12 protein-coding genes are annotated in these 16,786 nt (G+C 42.4%); 11 read left to right on the forward strand and 1 reads right to left on the reverse strand.

The features are described 5' to 3' along the window. The first annotated feature begins 68 nt into the window (after nt 1-68). The 11 genes from BMY70_RS22755 to BMY70_RS22805 all read left to right on the forward strand — a co-directional run bounded on the left by BMY70_RS22755 (nt 69) and on the right by BMY70_RS22805 (nt 15,526). Nucleotides 69-650, forward strand: a complete 582-nt coding sequence (locus tag BMY70_RS22755; RefSeq protein ID WP_090338588.1) for a 7-carboxy-7-deazaguanine synthase QueE — start codon at nt 69-71, stop codon at nt 648-650. After that, nucleotides 650-2,548, forward strand: coding sequence for an OmpA family protein (locus BMY70_RS22760; RefSeq protein ID WP_090338589.1), 1,899 nt, complete (start codon nt 650-652; stop codon nt 2,546-2,548). The genes BMY70_RS22755 and BMY70_RS22760 overlap by 1 nt, the downstream gene beginning before the upstream one ends. A 179-nt stretch (nt 2,549-2,727) precedes the next feature. Next, complete coding sequence (gene trxB, locus BMY70_RS22765; RefSeq protein ID WP_090338590.1) at nt 2,728-3,696, forward strand: thioredoxin-disulfide reductase; 969 nt, start codon at nt 2,728-2,730, stop codon at nt 3,694-3,696. A gap of 87 nt (nt 3,697-3,783) precedes the next feature. Further along, nucleotides 3,784-4,860 carry a M23 family metallopeptidase gene (locus BMY70_RS22770; protein WP_090338591.1) on the forward strand — a complete coding sequence of 359 codons (1,077 nt, stop codon included), beginning with the start codon at nt 3,784-3,786 and terminating at the stop codon, nt 4,858-4,860. Between the two features lie 55 nt (nt 4,861-4,915). Continuing rightward, entirely contained in the window at nt 4,916-5,647 is a 732-nt protein-coding gene (gene bshB1 / locus BMY70_RS22775; protein ID WP_090338592.1) for a bacillithiol biosynthesis deacetylase BshB1, read from the forward strand. A 190-nt stretch (nt 5,648-5,837) separates the two neighbouring features. Then, a complete protein-coding gene (gene msrB, locus BMY70_RS22780; protein ID WP_090338593.1) occupies nt 5,838-6,404 on the forward strand; it encodes a peptide-methionine (R)-S-oxide reductase MsrB in 567 nt (188 codons plus the stop codon). Nucleotides 6,405-6,689: 285 nt separating this feature from the next. Then, nucleotides 6,690-7,886, forward strand: coding sequence for a DUF4856 domain-containing protein (locus BMY70_RS22785; protein WP_177197118.1), 1,197 nt, complete (start codon nt 6,690-6,692; stop codon nt 7,884-7,886). Between the two features lie 79 nt (nt 7,887-7,965). Next, on the forward strand, nt 7,966-9,105 hold the full coding sequence (locus tag BMY70_RS22790; protein WP_090338594.1) for an imelysin family protein: 1,140 nt from the start codon (nt 7,966-7,968) through the stop codon (nt 9,103-9,105). A 69-nt stretch (nt 9,106-9,174) separates the two neighbouring features. Further along, nucleotides 9,175-10,524 (forward strand): HTTM domain-containing protein, encoded by a 1,350-nt coding sequence (locus tag BMY70_RS22795; protein ID WP_090338595.1) that lies wholly within the window; start codon nt 9,175-9,177, stop codon nt 10,522-10,524. Beyond that, nucleotides 10,505-12,922: a TonB-dependent receptor domain-containing protein gene (locus BMY70_RS22800; protein ID WP_090338597.1), complete on the forward strand. Its 2,418-nt coding sequence runs from the start codon at nt 10,505-10,507 to the stop codon at nt 12,920-12,922. Before BMY70_RS22795 ends, BMY70_RS22800 begins: the two co-directional genes overlap by 20 nt. A gap of 201 nt (nt 12,923-13,123) precedes the next feature. Beyond that, nucleotides 13,124-15,526, forward strand: a complete 2,403-nt coding sequence (locus tag BMY70_RS22805; RefSeq protein ID WP_090338600.1) for an ABC transporter permease — start codon at nt 13,124-13,126, stop codon at nt 15,524-15,526. Nucleotides 15,527-15,557: 31 nt separating this feature from the next. Here BMY70_RS22805 and BMY70_RS22810 read toward each other — a convergent pair whose 3' ends face one another. Further along, complete coding sequence (locus BMY70_RS22810) at nt 15,558-16,571, reverse strand: helix-turn-helix transcriptional regulator (RefSeq protein WP_090338602.1); 1,014 nt, start codon at nt 16,569-16,571, stop codon at nt 15,558-15,560. Nucleotides 16,572-16,786 lie beyond the last annotated feature (215 nt).

Consider the following 16,786-nt stretch of genomic DNA (forward strand, 5'->3'; position numbering starts at 1 on the left):
ATTGCTTATCTACTTTTTGAATTTTGCTAACTGAAACATTACCCATCGTCACTAGTCAACTTCCGGTCATGGAAGCTTTTTACACATTGCAGGGAGAAGGCCAGCATAGTGGAAAGGCTGCTTATTTCATCCGTTTAGGCGGATGTGAAGTAGGTTGCCACTGGTGCGATGTGAAGGAATCCTGGGATGCCGATGCACATCCGAAACTGGAAATAAATACGATAGTCGAAGGCGCGCTTGGATACCCTGGCCGCCTTGCTGTGATTACTGGTGGAGAACCACTTATGTATAATCTTGATGCACTGACTGACGCTCTGCAGCAAGCCGGCTTTCAGACAAATATTGAAACTTCGGGTGTCTATCCTTTTACGGGACATTGGGATTGGGTTTGTTTTTCACCTAAAAAATTTAAGACGCCGCATTCTGATATATATATAAATGCAAACGAATTAAAATCAATCATCTACAACAAAAGTGATTTTGAGTTCGCTGAGCAGCATGCAGCACTCGTAAATCAGGAATGTACGCTTCTATTGCAGCCTGAATGGAGTAAGCATGAGCAAATGCTGCCGTTGATAATAGATTATATTAAGGACAATCCGAAGTGGAAAATGTCGTTACAGACTCATAAATACATGAATATTCCATAATGCGCCGCTTTCTGCTGATCCTGCTTTTTTCAGGTTTTATAGTACCGTACCTTCATGCGCAGGACGCGCAATTGTCCCGCCGTGGGAAAGAAACATTTGATAAAGCCCAAAAAGCATGGCAGGCAAGGCAGATCAGCGAGGCACTTTTGTTATTTGAAAAGGTAGAAGAGACGGATCCGGATAATGCAGAGGTTCATCTTCGTCTTGCTCAAATTTTTGAACTTCAGAAAAAACCGGAACTTACCAAAAAACACTTCGCAAAATTTGTGGCGCTCCGGCCTTCTGATCCGCAGTCCTCATCGGCATATCAATGGTTGGGAAGCAATCTATTCCGAGCTGAAAAATATGATTCGGCTCTTGTCTATTTTGAGAAGGCGCTTTCTATGGCGCCGGCCAAATCAAGCTTATCAAGACTTGCACAGAAAAGTGCAGCATCTGCCCGATTTGCGAACAATGCGACTCAACATCCTGTAAAAGTCCACAAAAAGTCGATGGGAGATACCGTTAATTTTTTAAATTCTCAGTTTTTTCCAGTCATGACCGCCGACGATGAAACCTTAATTTTCACCGGATTAACAGAAAATAAGGACGAAAATATTTATATCACACACCGCATTCCCGGTGGCTGGGACGTACCTGAGGAAATTTCTAAAACCATCAACACAGACAATAACGAAGGAACCTGCAGTATTTCAGCCGATGGAAGAACCTTGGTACTTACTGCCTGCAACCGTCCCGACAGCTATGGTGGCTGTGATTTATACATCTCAAAAAAACAGGGGAATGAATGGAGTGTCCCACAAAATTTGGGGGAAACGATCAATTCAAGAAGTTGGGAGTCTCAACCTTCTTTATCTGCGGATGGCAGAACTTTGTATTTCGCTTCCGATCGCCGTGGTGGACAAGGGAAACTTGACATCTGGTACTCCGTGTTAAAAAATAAAAACATATGGTCGGAGCCAAAAAATCTTGGCCCCGCTATTAACACTCCGGATGATGACAATGCGCCGTTCATTCATGCAAACGGAAGGACTTTGTTTTTTGCTTCCAATGGCTTGCCGGGCATGGGCGGATTTGACATTTTTCTGTCTCAAAAAATAGACACGAGCTGGTCAGCCCCTAAAAATATTGGCTATCCCATCAATACGCAAACAGACCAGGTGGCACTTTATATTTCTGCAAATGGAAAGAAAGCGTACTATACCGACGACAATTCTGATAAAACCGCCGGAAGGTCCCTGCTTTATACTTTTGATTTGCCTGACACCCTCAAAAATCTGGTTACACCAACCCGTTATGCGAAGGGGAAAATTTTTGATAAAAAGACCCAAAAGCCGCTGTCTTCCAGTATTGAATTGTATGACCTAAAAGTGCAGCAGAAGGTTGCAGAGTTCTCGTCGGATGCTCTGTCCGGTAGTTTTTTAGCCGTACTTAACAAAGGGAGTGAGTATGCATTTTATGTTTCAAAGCCCGGTTATCTTTTTAAAAGCCTTACTTTTTCAGTCGCAGATACGGTATCGTCCGTAAATCTTGAAATCCCCCTGGAAGCTATTGAAAAAGACCGCGCAGAGGTTTTGAATAACATTTTCTTTAACTCCGGAGAATTCACACTTGATGATAAATCAAAAGTTGAACTCGACCGCATGGTGGAATTTCTCAGAAATAATAAACAGATCAGTATCGAAATTTCAGGCCACACGGACGATGTAGGAACTGATCAGGTAAATCTTGAACTGTCGAAAAAACGGGCGCAGTCGGTAATGGATTATTTGCAAAAATCCGGGATTGAGGCTGTACGTCTAACTTCAAAAGGATATGGAGAAACGAAACCCGTGACGAAAAACGACTCCGAAGAAAACCGTCAGAAGAACCGGCGGATCGAGTGGCGGGTTTTATAACGAAATTTGCATAAAGGGGTTAATTTTCGCACTTTTGTAGTTTAGGATATGTTATACCTACGTGAGCGTAAAATATAGAATGCTCCTAAGATACGGTCACTTGAACCTAAAAATAATAGGTCTGTGAAGTAAAAATGATGATTTTAAGAAATTTGAATAATATTAAGTAAGAAACTAACATGACATCTGAAAAAGTAGATTGCCTTATTATTGGGTCCGGGCCTGCCGGATATACAGCTGCTATATATGCTTCAAGAGCCGGACTTAATCCTGTTTTGTATCAGGGAGCACAGCCAGGCGGTCAATTAACGATAACAACAGAAGTGGATAATTATCCCGGCTATCCTGATGGAATTACAGGACCTGAGATGATGATAAACTTCGAGAAACAAGCCAAACGTTTCGGTGCGGATATCCGTTACGGGATGGCCACTGCTGTCGATTTTACATCTTATCCCCGTAAGGTGATCATCGATGGTCAGAAAGAAATTTTGGCTGACGCTGTTATTATATCAACGGGTGCTTCTGCTAAATGGCTTGGGCTGGAAGACGAAGAAAGGCTGAACGGCCACGGCGTATCTGCCTGTGCGGTATGTGATGGATTCTTTTTCCGTAATCAGGATGTAGTTGTGGTCGGAGCCGGTGATACGGCTGCCGAAGAAGCCAGCTATCTCGCTAAATTGTGCCGCAAAGTATACCTTGTCGTTCGTCGCGACGAAATGCGTGCTTCCAAAATCATGCAGAAGCGTCTTGAAACGCTTCCAAATATTGAAATTCTTTGGAATACTGAAACCGTTAAGTTAAATGGCGAAGAAGGTCTTGAAAGTGTTTTGGTAAAAAATAACAAAACCGGAGAAGAAACTTTGCTGGACGTAACCGGATTTTTTGTTGCGATTGGTCATAAGCCCAATACCGATATTTTCAAGGGATATATAGACATGGACGAGACCGGTTATATCAAAACGGTAAAAGGTTCGGCACATACAAATGTTTCCGGTGTTTTCGCTTGTGGCGATGCTCAGGACAATGTTTATCGTCAGGCAATCACCGCTGCGGGAACAGGTTGTATGGCGGCTCTTGATGCTGAACGTTTCCTGATGGAGCGTGAGGTTGAAATTATTGCAGACGATATCCTGGAAACAAACTAAGAACTAACCCAGACGAAATTAGACCTTAAAGTCGGGCTACCAGCTTGTGAAAAACACAGTTGGTAGCCCGATATATTATCGATATTTATGAAAGAAAAGCTTATTGTAGGTTTGCTAATGGTCGTGTGTTTGAGTCCCTGGAACACGCAAGCGCAAGAGCGAGGAAAGTTTAAGAAAAACCCAAAAATCAATCAGGCAGGAAGTAATGCCAACGAAGGCCCGACAAGAGTGGGAACGCCACAACCGGAAGATGAATTTCAGGTTGAAACCTCTACATTAAAATTCCAAAGCCAGTTTGAACCCGTAAAACCTCTGAATCCGGTTGTCAGCGAAGATACCGCAACGATTGACGAAGGAGAAACGGATGTTGTCGAAGTTGTAGATTCACTTCTTGTCGGAGACGAATGGGTAAAATCTGCCGAGTATTATGTGATATGGGACGCGCGGACAATTAACCCGTATGGTCTGAACCCTCTGGATTTTGATGAGCCGGTTGACCTTACCCTATATAATCCCGCCGTTAACCGCATGTGGAGCACACCAATGCCAAAAACACCTACGACCTCAAATTTCAGTTACCGCTGGGGTCGCTGGCACAATGGAACAGACCTTGATCTCGAAACCGGCGACACGGTAAGATCAACGTATGATGGTATGGTCAGGATTGTTGCCTGGGATGGAAGCGGTTATGGAAAATTTATTCTTGTGCGTCATTATAATGGATTAGAAACGTTATATGGCCACCTTTCCAAGCAATTGGTTGAATCCGGACAGCTTGTTAAAGCGGGTGAAGTGATTGGCCTTGGGGGCAACACCGGCCGTAGTTCTGGCTCGCATTTACATTACGAAAACCGGTATGAAGGAAATCCGTTTGATCCCCGGAATATTTACGATTGGGAAAATGCACAAATTAAATCGGACCACTTTTTGTTGACCAGTAATGCATGGAGTCATCTTCGTGGCGGACGTGCTGCTAAAAGTGAATTTGAATCCGGTGATGCGCCCGTAGCATATTCGCGTTCGATTCTACATAAGGTGCGATCAGGAGATACACTTTCGTCCATCGCGGGCAAATACGGCGTATCAATCTCAGCCATTGCAAAAAAGAATAGAATATCCACACGGTCTACATTGCGTTTAGGACAAAAACTTAGAATTAAATAATAATGAGCCGGATTTATTCCGGCTTTGTTTTTGATATACCCATTATAAAATCCAAATGAAACTTGATATTCTTGCTATAACTGCCCATCCTGATGATGTTGAGCTCTGTTGCGCTGGTACACTGCTGGCCCAAATGGCGCTTGGTAAACAGGTTGGGATTGTAGATCTTACCCGCGGCGAACTCGGGACCCGCGGAACGCCGGAAGGACGTATCCAGGAAGCTGCAGATTCAGCTGCAATCCTTAATATTAAAGTACGCGACAATGTTGGTCTCGCTGATGGATTTTTCGCAAATGTAGAAGAACAGCAAAAAGCAATCATCCCTTATATCAGAAAATATCAGCCGGATATCGTGATCACAAATGCCATCGACGACCGCCATCCCGATCATGGCCGCGGCGGAAGAATTGTGGCAGACAGCTGCTTTTATTCAGGTTTACGAATGATTGAGACTTTTGATGAGCAAGGTAACAAACAGGAGGCATGGAGGCCTCGCCTTGTCTTTCACGCCATTCAGGACCGTTATATTAAGCCCGATTTTGTTGTTGATATAACCGATTATCACGATCAGAAAATTGAGGCCATCCGCGCATTTAAAAGCCAGTTTTTTAACCCTGAATACAATGCAAACAGTAATGAGCCGCAAAGTTATATCTCCTCCCCTGACTTCCTTAATTTCGTCATCGCCCGTGCACAGGAAATGGGTCATGCCGTCGGCGTTAAATTTGCAGAAGGGTTTACAACTTCAAGAATGCTCGGTGTGAAAGATCTTTCCTCGTTTATCTGACGGACATTCAATTTTTCAAAATAAAATGCCTGAAATCTCTTACGATCTCAGGCATTTTTACGTTTACCCATGTGTGTAGTTCTGTCTATTAGTCAGATTGAAATAAAAATGGAACAACATAAAAAAGCAATTTGTTAAATCTTTGTGCGCACCGTTGTCGTATATTCTAAAAGCACTAATCCGATTTTCGATGAAAAATAAATTAGCATTGGTATCTTTAATTTTGCTGGGAATCTGCTTTCAAAGCTGTTACGCTCAGTCAGAAAAACAGCAATCCGAGCAGAAAAATCCGGTATATTCCCGTACCGATACAACAAAAGTAAATCAGTCTGAAAAAGACTGGAAAAAGATCCTGTCCCCGGAAGTATATGATGTAGCGCGGCTAAAAGGCACAGAGCGGCCATTCACGAGTAAGTTTGAAACTTCAAAAGAAATAGGAACTTATTACTGCGCAGTTTGCGGAAATCCGTTATTCCAAAGCGACACCAAATTTGATAGTGGATGCGGTTGGCCAAGCTTTTACCAACCAATCAGCAAAACTTCGATTGTATATCATAAGGATAAAAGCCTTGGAATGGAGCGCACAGAAGTAACCTGCGGTCGCTGCAAGTCGCACCTAGGCCACGTTTTTGACGACGGCCCACCACCAACGGGACTTCGCTATTGCATCAATGGCGTAGTGCTCGATTTCGAAAAAGCTAAAACTGCTGAGAAAAGTTATACCAAGAAACAGAAAAAAGCGACTAGCGGCAAGTAGATACAAACAGCAATCTAACCAGTTAATATTAAAGGTTGTCTAAATAAATCTCCGAAATCCGGAGGGTTATTTAGACAACCTTTTCTTTTTTATATGTCAACAAATCAATCATTTGTATTAAAATGGAATAAGAAATAATTATTACCTCTTAATAAATTTTAATGTTTGGAATCGAAACAATTTGTTCTAATTCTAAATAATTGATATGTTTGTTCGCTCGTTTAGTATTAGTCTAAATAACTGTTACTGTATAAAGCATTCATCCCTACCAAAAATTATGTTAAAATGTTGAAACCAAACTTTACCTTCAAATCCTTGCTATTTGCAACCATGATTGCTGTAAGCCTTGCATCATGCAGTGACGACGATGATGAGAATCCCGTTGTTGTCCAGCCGGACCTGCGCGCAAAAATTGATTATGCGAAGATTACCCCAACTACTCCTTACAAAGCATTATTCGTGGATGCAAAAGGTGATACAACCGTCGATCTTACAGTTGGAAACAATCGTTACAAAATGTTCCAGGCGCTTAACTATTATCTTGGCTCGCCGGTAAGGGATTCAAAAACGGCAGATGCTACATTGATGAAAAACATGTTTGCAAATACTTCAAACCCATTTTTCAACATTGATGCTGCTCCTATAAAGGTGGTTGGTGCTACATTGAACGCTGCCGGTATTTCGTTAAAGGAAAAAACAGCTACATCCAAATCAGCAAACGAAGTTGCAGCTACCAATTCCTACCTTGAAACAAGCTTTGCCGCGCTTGCAGAAGCAAGTAAGTCTGTTTCCGCAGAAGCCACTAAGGGCGTGGCCGGAAAGGCAGGTACTTATTTGCTTGATAAAAATGGAATTGAGCATGCTCAGATCATTCAAAAAGGTCTGATCGGTGCGCTTCAACTTGATTATATCAGCAACGTACTGCTTGTGAAGGGTTTAGAAGCTGACAATAAATCGTTGGTTTCTGGCAAAAAATATACCGCTTTGGAACAAAACTGGGATGAAGCATACGGCCTTCTTACCTTAAATCCTGTTTATCTTCTTGGAGCAACAGATGCAGTAAGAACGAGCCCTGAATCGTTTATTGGCTCTTATATCTGGGAATATAATAAAGCCAATTATGCAAAAATACATCCTGCGTTTGTTACCGGACGTGCAGCAATTGTCAATAACGATGCCGCAATGCTGAAAACACAGGCGACTTTCATCAGAACAGAGATGGAAAGATCAATCGCAATGGCTGCTCTTGGTTATTTAGGAAAATGGAAAAGTGGAACTACTGATGCTGCCCGCGCTCACGCAATGGGTGAAGGCCTTGGATTCATATATTCCCTGCGTTATTGCACAATCAACGGTGCGGATGCTGCTTTTTCTGATGGTATCTTGTTAGGACTTATTGGTTCCGCGAACGGATTCTGGGATTTGACTCCTGAGAAAATAAACACTGCTTCTGCTGCGATCACGGCAAAATTCAAGCTATAATACCTTCCCGAAGCAAACATTTTTTACTGAGTGGATCTGTGCGTTACTGCACCGGTCCACTTATTATTGTTTAAATAACATGAAATCATTTACATTCAAAAAACGGTTGTTTCTTGTTCTGCTAACCGCCTCGCTTTGGGGATGTTCGGGTAGCGAAGATAAGACTACCGAACCGACCGACGTTCAGGAAACCAACCGAAAAGCCATGCTTACAAACCTGGCTGATAACATTATCATTCCATCGTATGCAAACTTCAAAACCAGGCTGGATGCTATGGTTTCAAAGTCGGATGCATTCGTAGCAAAGCCCGAAGCTGCGCAGCTTACAGAATTTCGCCAGGCTTGGTCGGATGCTTATACTGAGTGGCAGAAGGTGGAAATTTTTGAATTCGGCCCGGGCGAGACGTACGTGATCCGTAACTATTTTAACATTTATCCTGCCAACGTCACAGGAATTACTTCGGATATTGCTGATGCTTCACCAAATCTTGAGGTACCCGCTTCATACGACAGACAAGGTTTTCCAGCGCTTGATTATCTGATAAACGGCGTAGGTGCTGATGATGATGCGATACTAAAATATTATTCAGGAACAGACGGTGCAAAACGGCTCGCACATGTAAAACGGCTGACTGAGAGAATGTCCTCGCTCCTGGACAGAGTTACAACAGACTGGAACGGAAGCGCTCGTGAAACATTTGTTTCAAAAACTGGTCTGGATATAAGTTCCTCGACATCTCTGATGGTGAATGCAATCGTGCTTCATTATGAGCGATATATTCGTTCCGGGAAATTTGGTATTCCTTCGGGTGCCATGCTTAACGGCGTTCCGGCACCGGAAAAGGTGGAAGCATTTTACAAAAAAGACCTTTCATTAACATTGGCTAAAACTGCTCAGCAGGCATACGTCGACTTTTTTAACGGAAAAGGAGTAAAGACCGGGAACGAAGGTTTATCACTTAAAAGTTACCTGGACGGACTCGGTGCGAAGGACAGTGCTACCGGAAAAACGCTTAGCGAAATTATAAACGCACAATTTGAAGCAAGCAAAAAGAAACTTGACGCGCTCAGGCCAAATCTTTACCAAGAAGTAAAGACGAATAATCAGGCGATGAAAGATACCTATACCGAAATGCAAAAATCAGTGCGCATGCTGAAAGTCGACATGACTTCGGCGATGAGCATAACAATTACGTATACCGATAACGATGGAGATTGATCTGAAAGACGATGTTTTGAACAAACTGTGCCTGAATTTATTTTCAGATAACTTTCAGTCGGTAAAACAATGATCAGACTTTTACAAAGACCAGTTTCGGCAGCTCCTCTTGCGGTTTTCCGAATTGCTTTTGGCGTTATGCTCTTTTTGAGCATGGTGAGGTTCTGGAGCAAAGGATGGATCTACGAGTTGTACATAAAACCGAAGTACTTTTTCCCGTTTTATGGTTTTGAATTCGTTAAACCGCTTGGAGAAAATACTTACTTTTTATTTGCCCTTTGTACGATTTCCGCGTTGCTGGTCGCTTTTGGACTTTTTTACAAATTTGCATCAACATGCCTTTTTCTGAGTTTCACATACATTGAGCTGATCGATAAGTCGACCTATCTGAACCATTATTACTTTGTGAGTGTGGTTTGTTTTTTGCTGATTTTCTTACCGGCACATGTTTATTTTTCCGTCGATTCTTACCGCAGCAAAGAGATCCTGGCTGACAAAATTCCGGCATGGTGCATAATATCCTTACAGCTTCTGGTAGGAATTCTGTACTTCTATGCAGGACTTGCAAAACTTAACAGTGACTGGCTCCTTAATGCTTTACCATTAAAAATATGGCTTCCGGCCCGCAATGATATGCCGTTAATTGGTTTTCTTTTTGACTATAAATGGATCCCTTTCGCGTTCAGCTGGTTTGGCTGTCTTTACGATCTGACCATACCATTTTTACTAACTTATAGAAAAACCAGGCCCTTTGCATTTCTTGCCGTCGTGATTTTCCATGGGCTGACAGCCGTGCTTTTCCCGATCGGCATGTTTCCGTATATTATGATCGTAGCAGCACTGATCTTTTTTCCCTGGGATTTTCATCTGCAAATTATCAAATCGGTCTCGGCATTATTCCATCTGCGGGGCACTTTCATAAGCCCCGGGAAAACCTATTGTTTTTCTGCATTTAGACATTCTGTACTACTTGTTTTTTTCTCCATTATACTTCTGATCCAGATGATCCTGCCTTTTCGCTATCTGCTTTACCCAGGAGAATTGTTCTGGACTGAGGAAGGTTATCGGTTTTCCTGGCGCGTAATGTTGATGGAAAAAGCAGGGTATACTCAATTTCAGGTACGGGACAATTCAGGCAAAAGTCTGATTATAAATAATAACTTATTCCTGACCACTTTGCAGGAAAAAATGATGTCGACACAGCCTGATATGATTTTGCAATATGCACATATCCTGCGTGACCATTACGCCAGACAGGGATTTGTGAACCCCAAAATCTACGTAGATTCCTACGTTGCGCTGAACGGCAGGTTGGGAAAACCTTTAGTAAGTCCTGACGTCAATTTGGCTGAGCAAAAAGAATCTTTTCAACACAAATTATGGATAACTCCCCTGGAAGATGAAATTAAAGGTCTATAATATATTCTTGTTTAGCATACTATTTACCAGACTGCTAGCCCAAAACCAGCTTTCCGGTACTGTGGTTTCTCAAAAAGATGGCTTGCCGGTTGCAGGCTGCACCATTGTTATTTCGAAAGGGTCTTTTTACTCGACCACGGACTCATCGGGAAAATTCAAAATTTCAAATATTTCGAAGGGAAATCATATCCTGCATATCTCCCACCCTGACTTTCGGTCTTACCAAAAGGCTTTCAAAATGGAAGAACGGGCTACTGAGTTATCGATTTTTCTGGAAAGTCGGGAGCTGGATCTTCAAGTGGTAAATGTCACTGAAAAGCAAAATGATTTCGGATATTCAACGATGCGCGGCGTTGAAAATATGGGTATTTATGAAGGCAAAAAAACGGAAGTAATTATTCCTGAAAAACTTGTCGCTAATCTCGCAACGAATAATGCGCGGCAGGTTTATGCGCGTGTTCCGGGTCTGAACATTTATGAGTCCGACGGAGCGGGAATTCAGCTGGGTATCGGCGGGCGCGGGTTAGATCCCAACCGCAGCTCAAATTTTAATGTCCGTCAAAATGGTTATGATATCAGTGCTGATGCTCTTGGCTACCCGGAAAGCTATTATACGCCTCCTGTTGAAGCAGTTGGCAGGATCCAAATTGTTCGCGGAGCGGCCTCGCTTCAGTATGGCACGCAGTTTGGCGGACTTTTAAATTTTATCATGAAAAAACCCGTCCAAAATCGGAAGCTGGATCTGGTTGTCCGGCAAAGTACGGGCTCTTTTGGATTCTACAATTCATTCACCAGCGCCAGTGGAACGGTCGGAAAACTTAGTTATTACGCCTTCGCACAATACAAACGGGGCGATGGCTGGAGGGCTAATTCTCATTTCAACAATGTGACACTCTTCTCGGATATTGATTACAAAATTTCAGAAAAAACAACAATAGGAATTGATCTGACTCATATGAACTATCTGGCTAAACAGCCGGGAGGGCAATCGGATGTCATGTTTTATCAGGATCCCCGCCAAAGCAACCGGGAAAGAAACTGGTTTAAAGTGAACTGGAACATGGCAGCTTTTCACCTGGACCACAAGTTCAATCCTATGAATGATTTTAATCTTCGTGTATTCGCATTATCGGCATTTCGCTATTCGCTTGGTTTCAGGCCGAACCGCGTTGCGACAGTTGACGACAACAGCGAAAGAGACCTGATTAAGGGAGATTTTACAAACTGGGGTGCGGAAGCGCGTTATTTGAAACGGTATTATACAGGCAAAATGCTTTCGGTTCTTCTGGTTGGATCCCGATATTATCACGGTTACAATCACAGTTTGCAAGGCACAGGAAGTAAGGGAAAGGATGCAGATTTTAACTTTGTAGATGCAGAAAGACTGGTAACCTATGATTATCGGTTCCCTAATAAAAACCTCTCGCTTTTCGCCGAAAATGTGCTGTATCTGAATGACAAATTTTCGGTGACACCGGGTATACGCTTCGAATATATCCATACAATTGCCGACGGATATTACGGAAATATTTCAAGAGACCTGGCAGGAAATATTATCAACATAAGCAAAACCGAGGAATACAGAACAAACGGCCGACAGTTTGTTATTGCAGGTTTGGGGCTAAGTTTTAAACCGTCGGCTTATCTGGATCTATACGGAAATATTTCTCAAAATTACCGGTCCATCACGTTCAGCGATATGAGGATTTCGAACCCCTCGTCGGTAATTGACCCGAACATGAAAGATGAAAAAGGTCACTCGCTCGACATCGGTATTCGCAGTTTTCAGACTTCTCTTTACAATTTCGATGTAAGCGGATTTTACCTGAACTACAACAACAGAATAGGTGAAGTCCAGTTTTATGACGAAAATGACCGAGTACTGCGAAAGCGTGGGAATGTCGGGCGGGCGGTCATTATGGGAATTGAGTCATACGGAGAAGCTGATTTCCTTAAACTATTCATTCAGGATTCTCCATTTAGCGGCGTTGTTTTCACTAACGTGGCCTTCATACACTCTACCTATAAAGCAAGTGAGATCGTTGGCGTAAAAGGCAAACAAGTAGAATTCGTGCCGAAAATAAATATAAAATCCGGACTGCGGCTCGGATACAAAAATCTGAAAGCAGCCTTTCAGTATACCCAGTTATCCAACCAGTTTACCGAAGCAACCAATGCGGTCGACGGAGGCGTTACCGGCGTTGTCGGACTTATTCCTTCCTACACGATCATGGATGTGAGCCTATCCTATGAATTCAAAAAATTCAGGATTGAAGGAAGCGTGAACAACCTTGCCGACAGCATGTATTTTACCAGACGCGCTACCGGCTATCCGGGGCCAGGAATTTTACCCTCTGATGGCCGCGGATTTTACGTAACCTTGCAGATGAAGTTATAGTCTTCTTTAACTTTAAGATCAGATTAGAAAAAGCGCAAACTTCCGGCTCCGGTTTTTGCGCTTTTTGTTTGTCAGGATCATCGGGTTTTAATGTCAAAAGTTAAAAAGCGTTAAATGGCTTCGGGCGATTAGATAACCAGACTGTGTTCTGTTAATTTTGAAGTGCCCCAAGTTTCTTTTCAACTTTATCTTACACCGATCATGCTGAACAATTACTTTAAAATCGCCTGGCGCAATCTGATAAAACGGCGCTTCTTTGCGTTTGTCAGTATCCTGGGGTTATCGGTCGGAATGACATTTACATTTCTGATCGCAAGTTTTGTCTGGGGTGAATTGAAGGTTAATGAAAACCTAAAAAATGCTGATCGACAATTCCTTCTTCAAAGTAAATGGAAAAAGGAAGCAATGGGAACTGAGATCGCCACACTGGGTCCTATCGGGAAAACTTTGAAGGAAGAATATCCTGACCTGATCGCTAATTATTATCGCTATGACGGCATTACGGTTGCTGTTTCCAATGGTGACAAACATTTCAGAGAAGAAATTCAGGCTGGCGATTCGACGCTGCTCACCATGTTCGGTTTTCCTCTTCTGCAAGGAAATGCAGCCACTGCACTACAGCAACCCAATTCAATTGTGATAACAGAGGAAAAAGCATTCAAGTACTTTGGAAAAACCGATGTTCTCGGAGAAATCCTTTCACTGGATAATTTCCTTGGTCAAAAACAGCAATATAAAATCACGGCAGTTTTAAAAACGCTTCCCGAAAATTCGGTGAATAATCTCCTGAAGTCTCCCGCAAGTATTTTTATAACGATGGGAAGTTTGCAGGGCCGGCAGGATGCAGAAAATTGGAATAATCCATACATGGTCACGTTTCTGGAACTTAAAAAGGGTATAAAAAGGGAGCAACTTGACAAACCGATCGCCGGACTTTTAGCCACACATACCCCGGAAAATATTAAAACCAATTTGTCTGTATATGCCACACCGCTAAAAGAATTTTACCTGAACCAAAATAACGGACTAGCCAGAAAGATGATCTACACGCTCACTGGTGTTTCGTTGTTTATTCTCTTAATGGCGATTGTTAATTTTATCAATATTTCGATTGGCAATGCATCCTCACGATTGAAAGAAATCGGAGTGCGCAAAATTCTTGGCAGTTTGCAGTCGCAGCTCATAAAACAATTTCTGGCAGAATCTCTCATTTTAGCCACTTTTGCCCTGATTTTTTCACTTGGATTTTATGAGATATTTCGTCCCTACTTCTCTGAGATGTTAGGGAAACCAATTCAATCTGCTTTGTCATTGTTCCCATATTCCGTATTTATAATTATTTTTTTCGCCATCCTGACAGCAATCCTGGCTGGAATTTATCCTGCCTTCATTGTTTCCTCGCTACCGGCAATCGAGTCAGTCAAAGGAAAACTAAAATCTGTTAAGGAAAATATTTTGTTCCGAAGACTTCTGATTGTGTCGCAGTTTTCAATTGCGCTATTTGTTTTTTCCGCTGCTGCTCTGATCTCCAGACAGGTCAGTTATTTTTTTAACAAAGACCTGGGTTATAGCAAAGAGTCGGTAGTGTATGTTGCCGCACCGCGTGAATGGACTTCAGAAGGAGTTACCAAAATGGAAGCTAAACGTAATGAACTTTCCCGGCTCAAGGAAGTAGAGCAGGTTAGTTTATCCTATGAAATTCCTAATGGAAACTTTGGCGGCAGCAATGGCATATACAGAATGGGGCAAGATTCGACCGCAGCGGTTTATACTCAGATACTATCGACCGACGAAAAGTTCGCGGATACTTACAAGTTAAAGATGGAAGCCGGAAATTTCTTTTTTGCCAAAGACGGAAATTATAAAGCAGACGAAATTGTCTTGAATGAATCGGCAGCCCGAGCACTTGGCTTCATTGATGCACAAGCCGCAATCGGACAACAAATTCGCCTACACTTCTCACCAACGCCCTTTATGGTTGGCGGGGTTATTAAAAATTTTCATTTTGCTTCCATGCATGAACAGATTAAACCTCTCGCGTTCATGCATACTAAGACGGCCGGTATTTACAGATACCTTTCATTTAAAATCGTTCCGGGTAATATCGCAGACAAAATGACCGCTATCGAAAAAAAGTGGCGCGAACTGATGCCGGACGCTCCCTTTGAATATGTATTTATGGACGACAGCCTGATGAAACTTTATAAAACGGAGTTACAGCTGAAAAAAGCATCCGGAATTGCTACCGTTCTTTCTGTCGTGATCGTTTTGCTTGGCATTTTAGGAATGGTTACGCTTAACGTTTCTAAGCGAACGAAAGAACTGGGAATCAGAAAAGTGCTTGGTGCTTCGGGTATCAGTATCGTGACGTTATTTCTAAAAGAATTTTTAATCGCCACCGCATTATCGGCGGTAATCGCTTTTCCGCTGGCTTACGTAAGTTTAAGCAAATGGCTGCAAAGCTATGCATACCGAATCAATATCGAATGGACAAATTTTGCCATTGTAGCCATGATTTTTTGCTTAGTTGTTGCCGCGGCCGTAAGCCTGATGACATTCAGAGCCGCATTAATGAATCCGTTAATGGCAATCAAAACCGAATAAATCCTCTTTTGCCAGTAGAATAAAAGCGTTGTCAGGCATTCGTCTGATAGCGCTTTTTGCTTTCATGAAAAGACGAAGGGCTTACACCGATAAAATTTTTAAAAGCCGCAGAAAAGTGCTGCGAATATTCATATCCCAAAATATCGGCTACCTCGTCCACAGAGAGGGCATGATCCCGAAGCAAATTCACAGCATATTCCATTCTGATCTTTCTAAGATAATTAAAAACCGAGCTGCCAAATAGCATTTTAAATCCTTTTTTAAGCTTGAACTCATTCAAAAGAAATTCGCGGCTTAGTTGGGAAAGGCTCAGGTCAGATAGAAAATTCGCGTCCAGATATATTTTTAACTGATGAAGTTTCTCTGCATCGTCTTTTCTGATGTCATAAGATTTCACCTGCGGCTCTTTAAGCTGATCCAATTGTAGTGCAACCAGTTCCAGCGCTTTGGACTGAATCAACAGGCTTCTCATAGGTCCGGGAGACTTTATTGCCTGGATTTCCCGGATCAGATTCCACATCGCAAGTGTAATTTTCAAGGTCCGGTCAATACCAGAAAATGCACGCTTTAAGTCCAGGCTCTTTTGAATATTTTCACTCCACGCATCGTCCGCTCCGATGGAAGAAGCAAAAAACTTCCGGTCAAGACTAATATGAAAAACTTCAATATATGTATTCGACTTGACGCTATTGTAATAATCACCTTCCGGATGATATATCAGATAATGCTCACCCTTCCGGGTATCCAGATTATAATCCAGTCCCGAATATCTGATCTCATTAAGACCCGTTAGCTGAAAGTTGAAATTGACAGTATCAATCGGTACATCATTAATCATCTTGACGGCCTCATTTGTTTTCCAGCGCAGGTCCATCACATGCATGTGCGGGAGGGATATATTATTGTATTCCAGCAATCCAACCTGCGGATGATAATGGCTTGCATAATATTCCGGCGGCGTACAGGGCTGGTCTCCTACCCGAAGAGGATTTGGTAACCTGCTAAAATCATAAACGTCATAGGTATTTAGAATTGCACTGGCCATCCCTTGTCTTATTACTGGTTAGCAGGTTATCTTACAGCTCTATAACAAAGGTAGCGCGCCTCGTTTTTTTTTCACAACGCTATTTAAATATATTGACTGAACGGATTTTTCACCCTTGCATCTTTCACAAATTCCTTAAACGGCTTTGCGCCTGACATACAATTGGTGAAACTATATTTCATGCCCTTCAATCTTGGTTTGTGTGCATTATTTCT

It is taken from the genome of Dyadobacter koreensis, from assembly GCF_900108855.1.
GTDB lineage: Bacteria > Bacteroidota > Bacteroidia > Cytophagales > Spirosomataceae > Dyadobacter > Dyadobacter koreensis.

Coding starts and splice junctions, on each gene's coding strand:
- BMY70_RS22760 (WP_090338589.1), top strand. CDS start 650: ATGCGCCGCTTTCTGCTGATCCTGCTTTTTTCAGGTTTTATAGTACCG.
- BMY70_RS22785 (WP_177197118.1), top strand. CDS start 6,690: ATGTTGAAACCAAACTTTACCTTCAAATCCTTGCTATTTGCAACCATG.
- BMY70_RS22790 (WP_090338594.1), top strand. CDS start 7,966: ATGAAATCATTTACATTCAAAAAACGGTTGTTTCTTGTTCTGCTAACC.
- BMY70_RS22770 (WP_090338591.1), top strand. CDS start 3,784: ATGAAAGAAAAGCTTATTGTAGGTTTGCTAATGGTCGTGTGTTTGAGT.
- BMY70_RS22800 (WP_090338597.1), top strand. CDS start 10,505: ATGAAATTAAAGGTCTATAATATATTCTTGTTTAGCATACTATTTACC.
- trxB (WP_090338590.1), top strand. CDS start 2,728: ATGACATCTGAAAAAGTAGATTGCCTTATTATTGGGTCCGGGCCTGCC.
- BMY70_RS22805 (WP_090338600.1), top strand. CDS start 13,124: ATGCTGAACAATTACTTTAAAATCGCCTGGCGCAATCTGATAAAACGG.
- bshB1 (WP_090338592.1), top strand. CDS start 4,916: ATGAAACTTGATATTCTTGCTATAACTGCCCATCCTGATGATGTTGAG.
- msrB (WP_090338593.1), top strand. CDS start 5,838: ATGAAAAATAAATTAGCATTGGTATCTTTAATTTTGCTGGGAATCTGC.
- BMY70_RS22810 (WP_090338602.1), bottom strand. CDS start 16,571: ATGGCCAGTGCAATTCTAAATACCTATGACGTTTATGATTTTAGCAGG.
- BMY70_RS22795 (WP_090338595.1), top strand. CDS start 9,175: ATGATCAGACTTTTACAAAGACCAGTTTCGGCAGCTCCTCTTGCGGTT.
- BMY70_RS22755 (WP_090338588.1), top strand. CDS start 69: ATGGAAGCTTTTTACACATTGCAGGGAGAAGGCCAGCATAGTGGAAAG.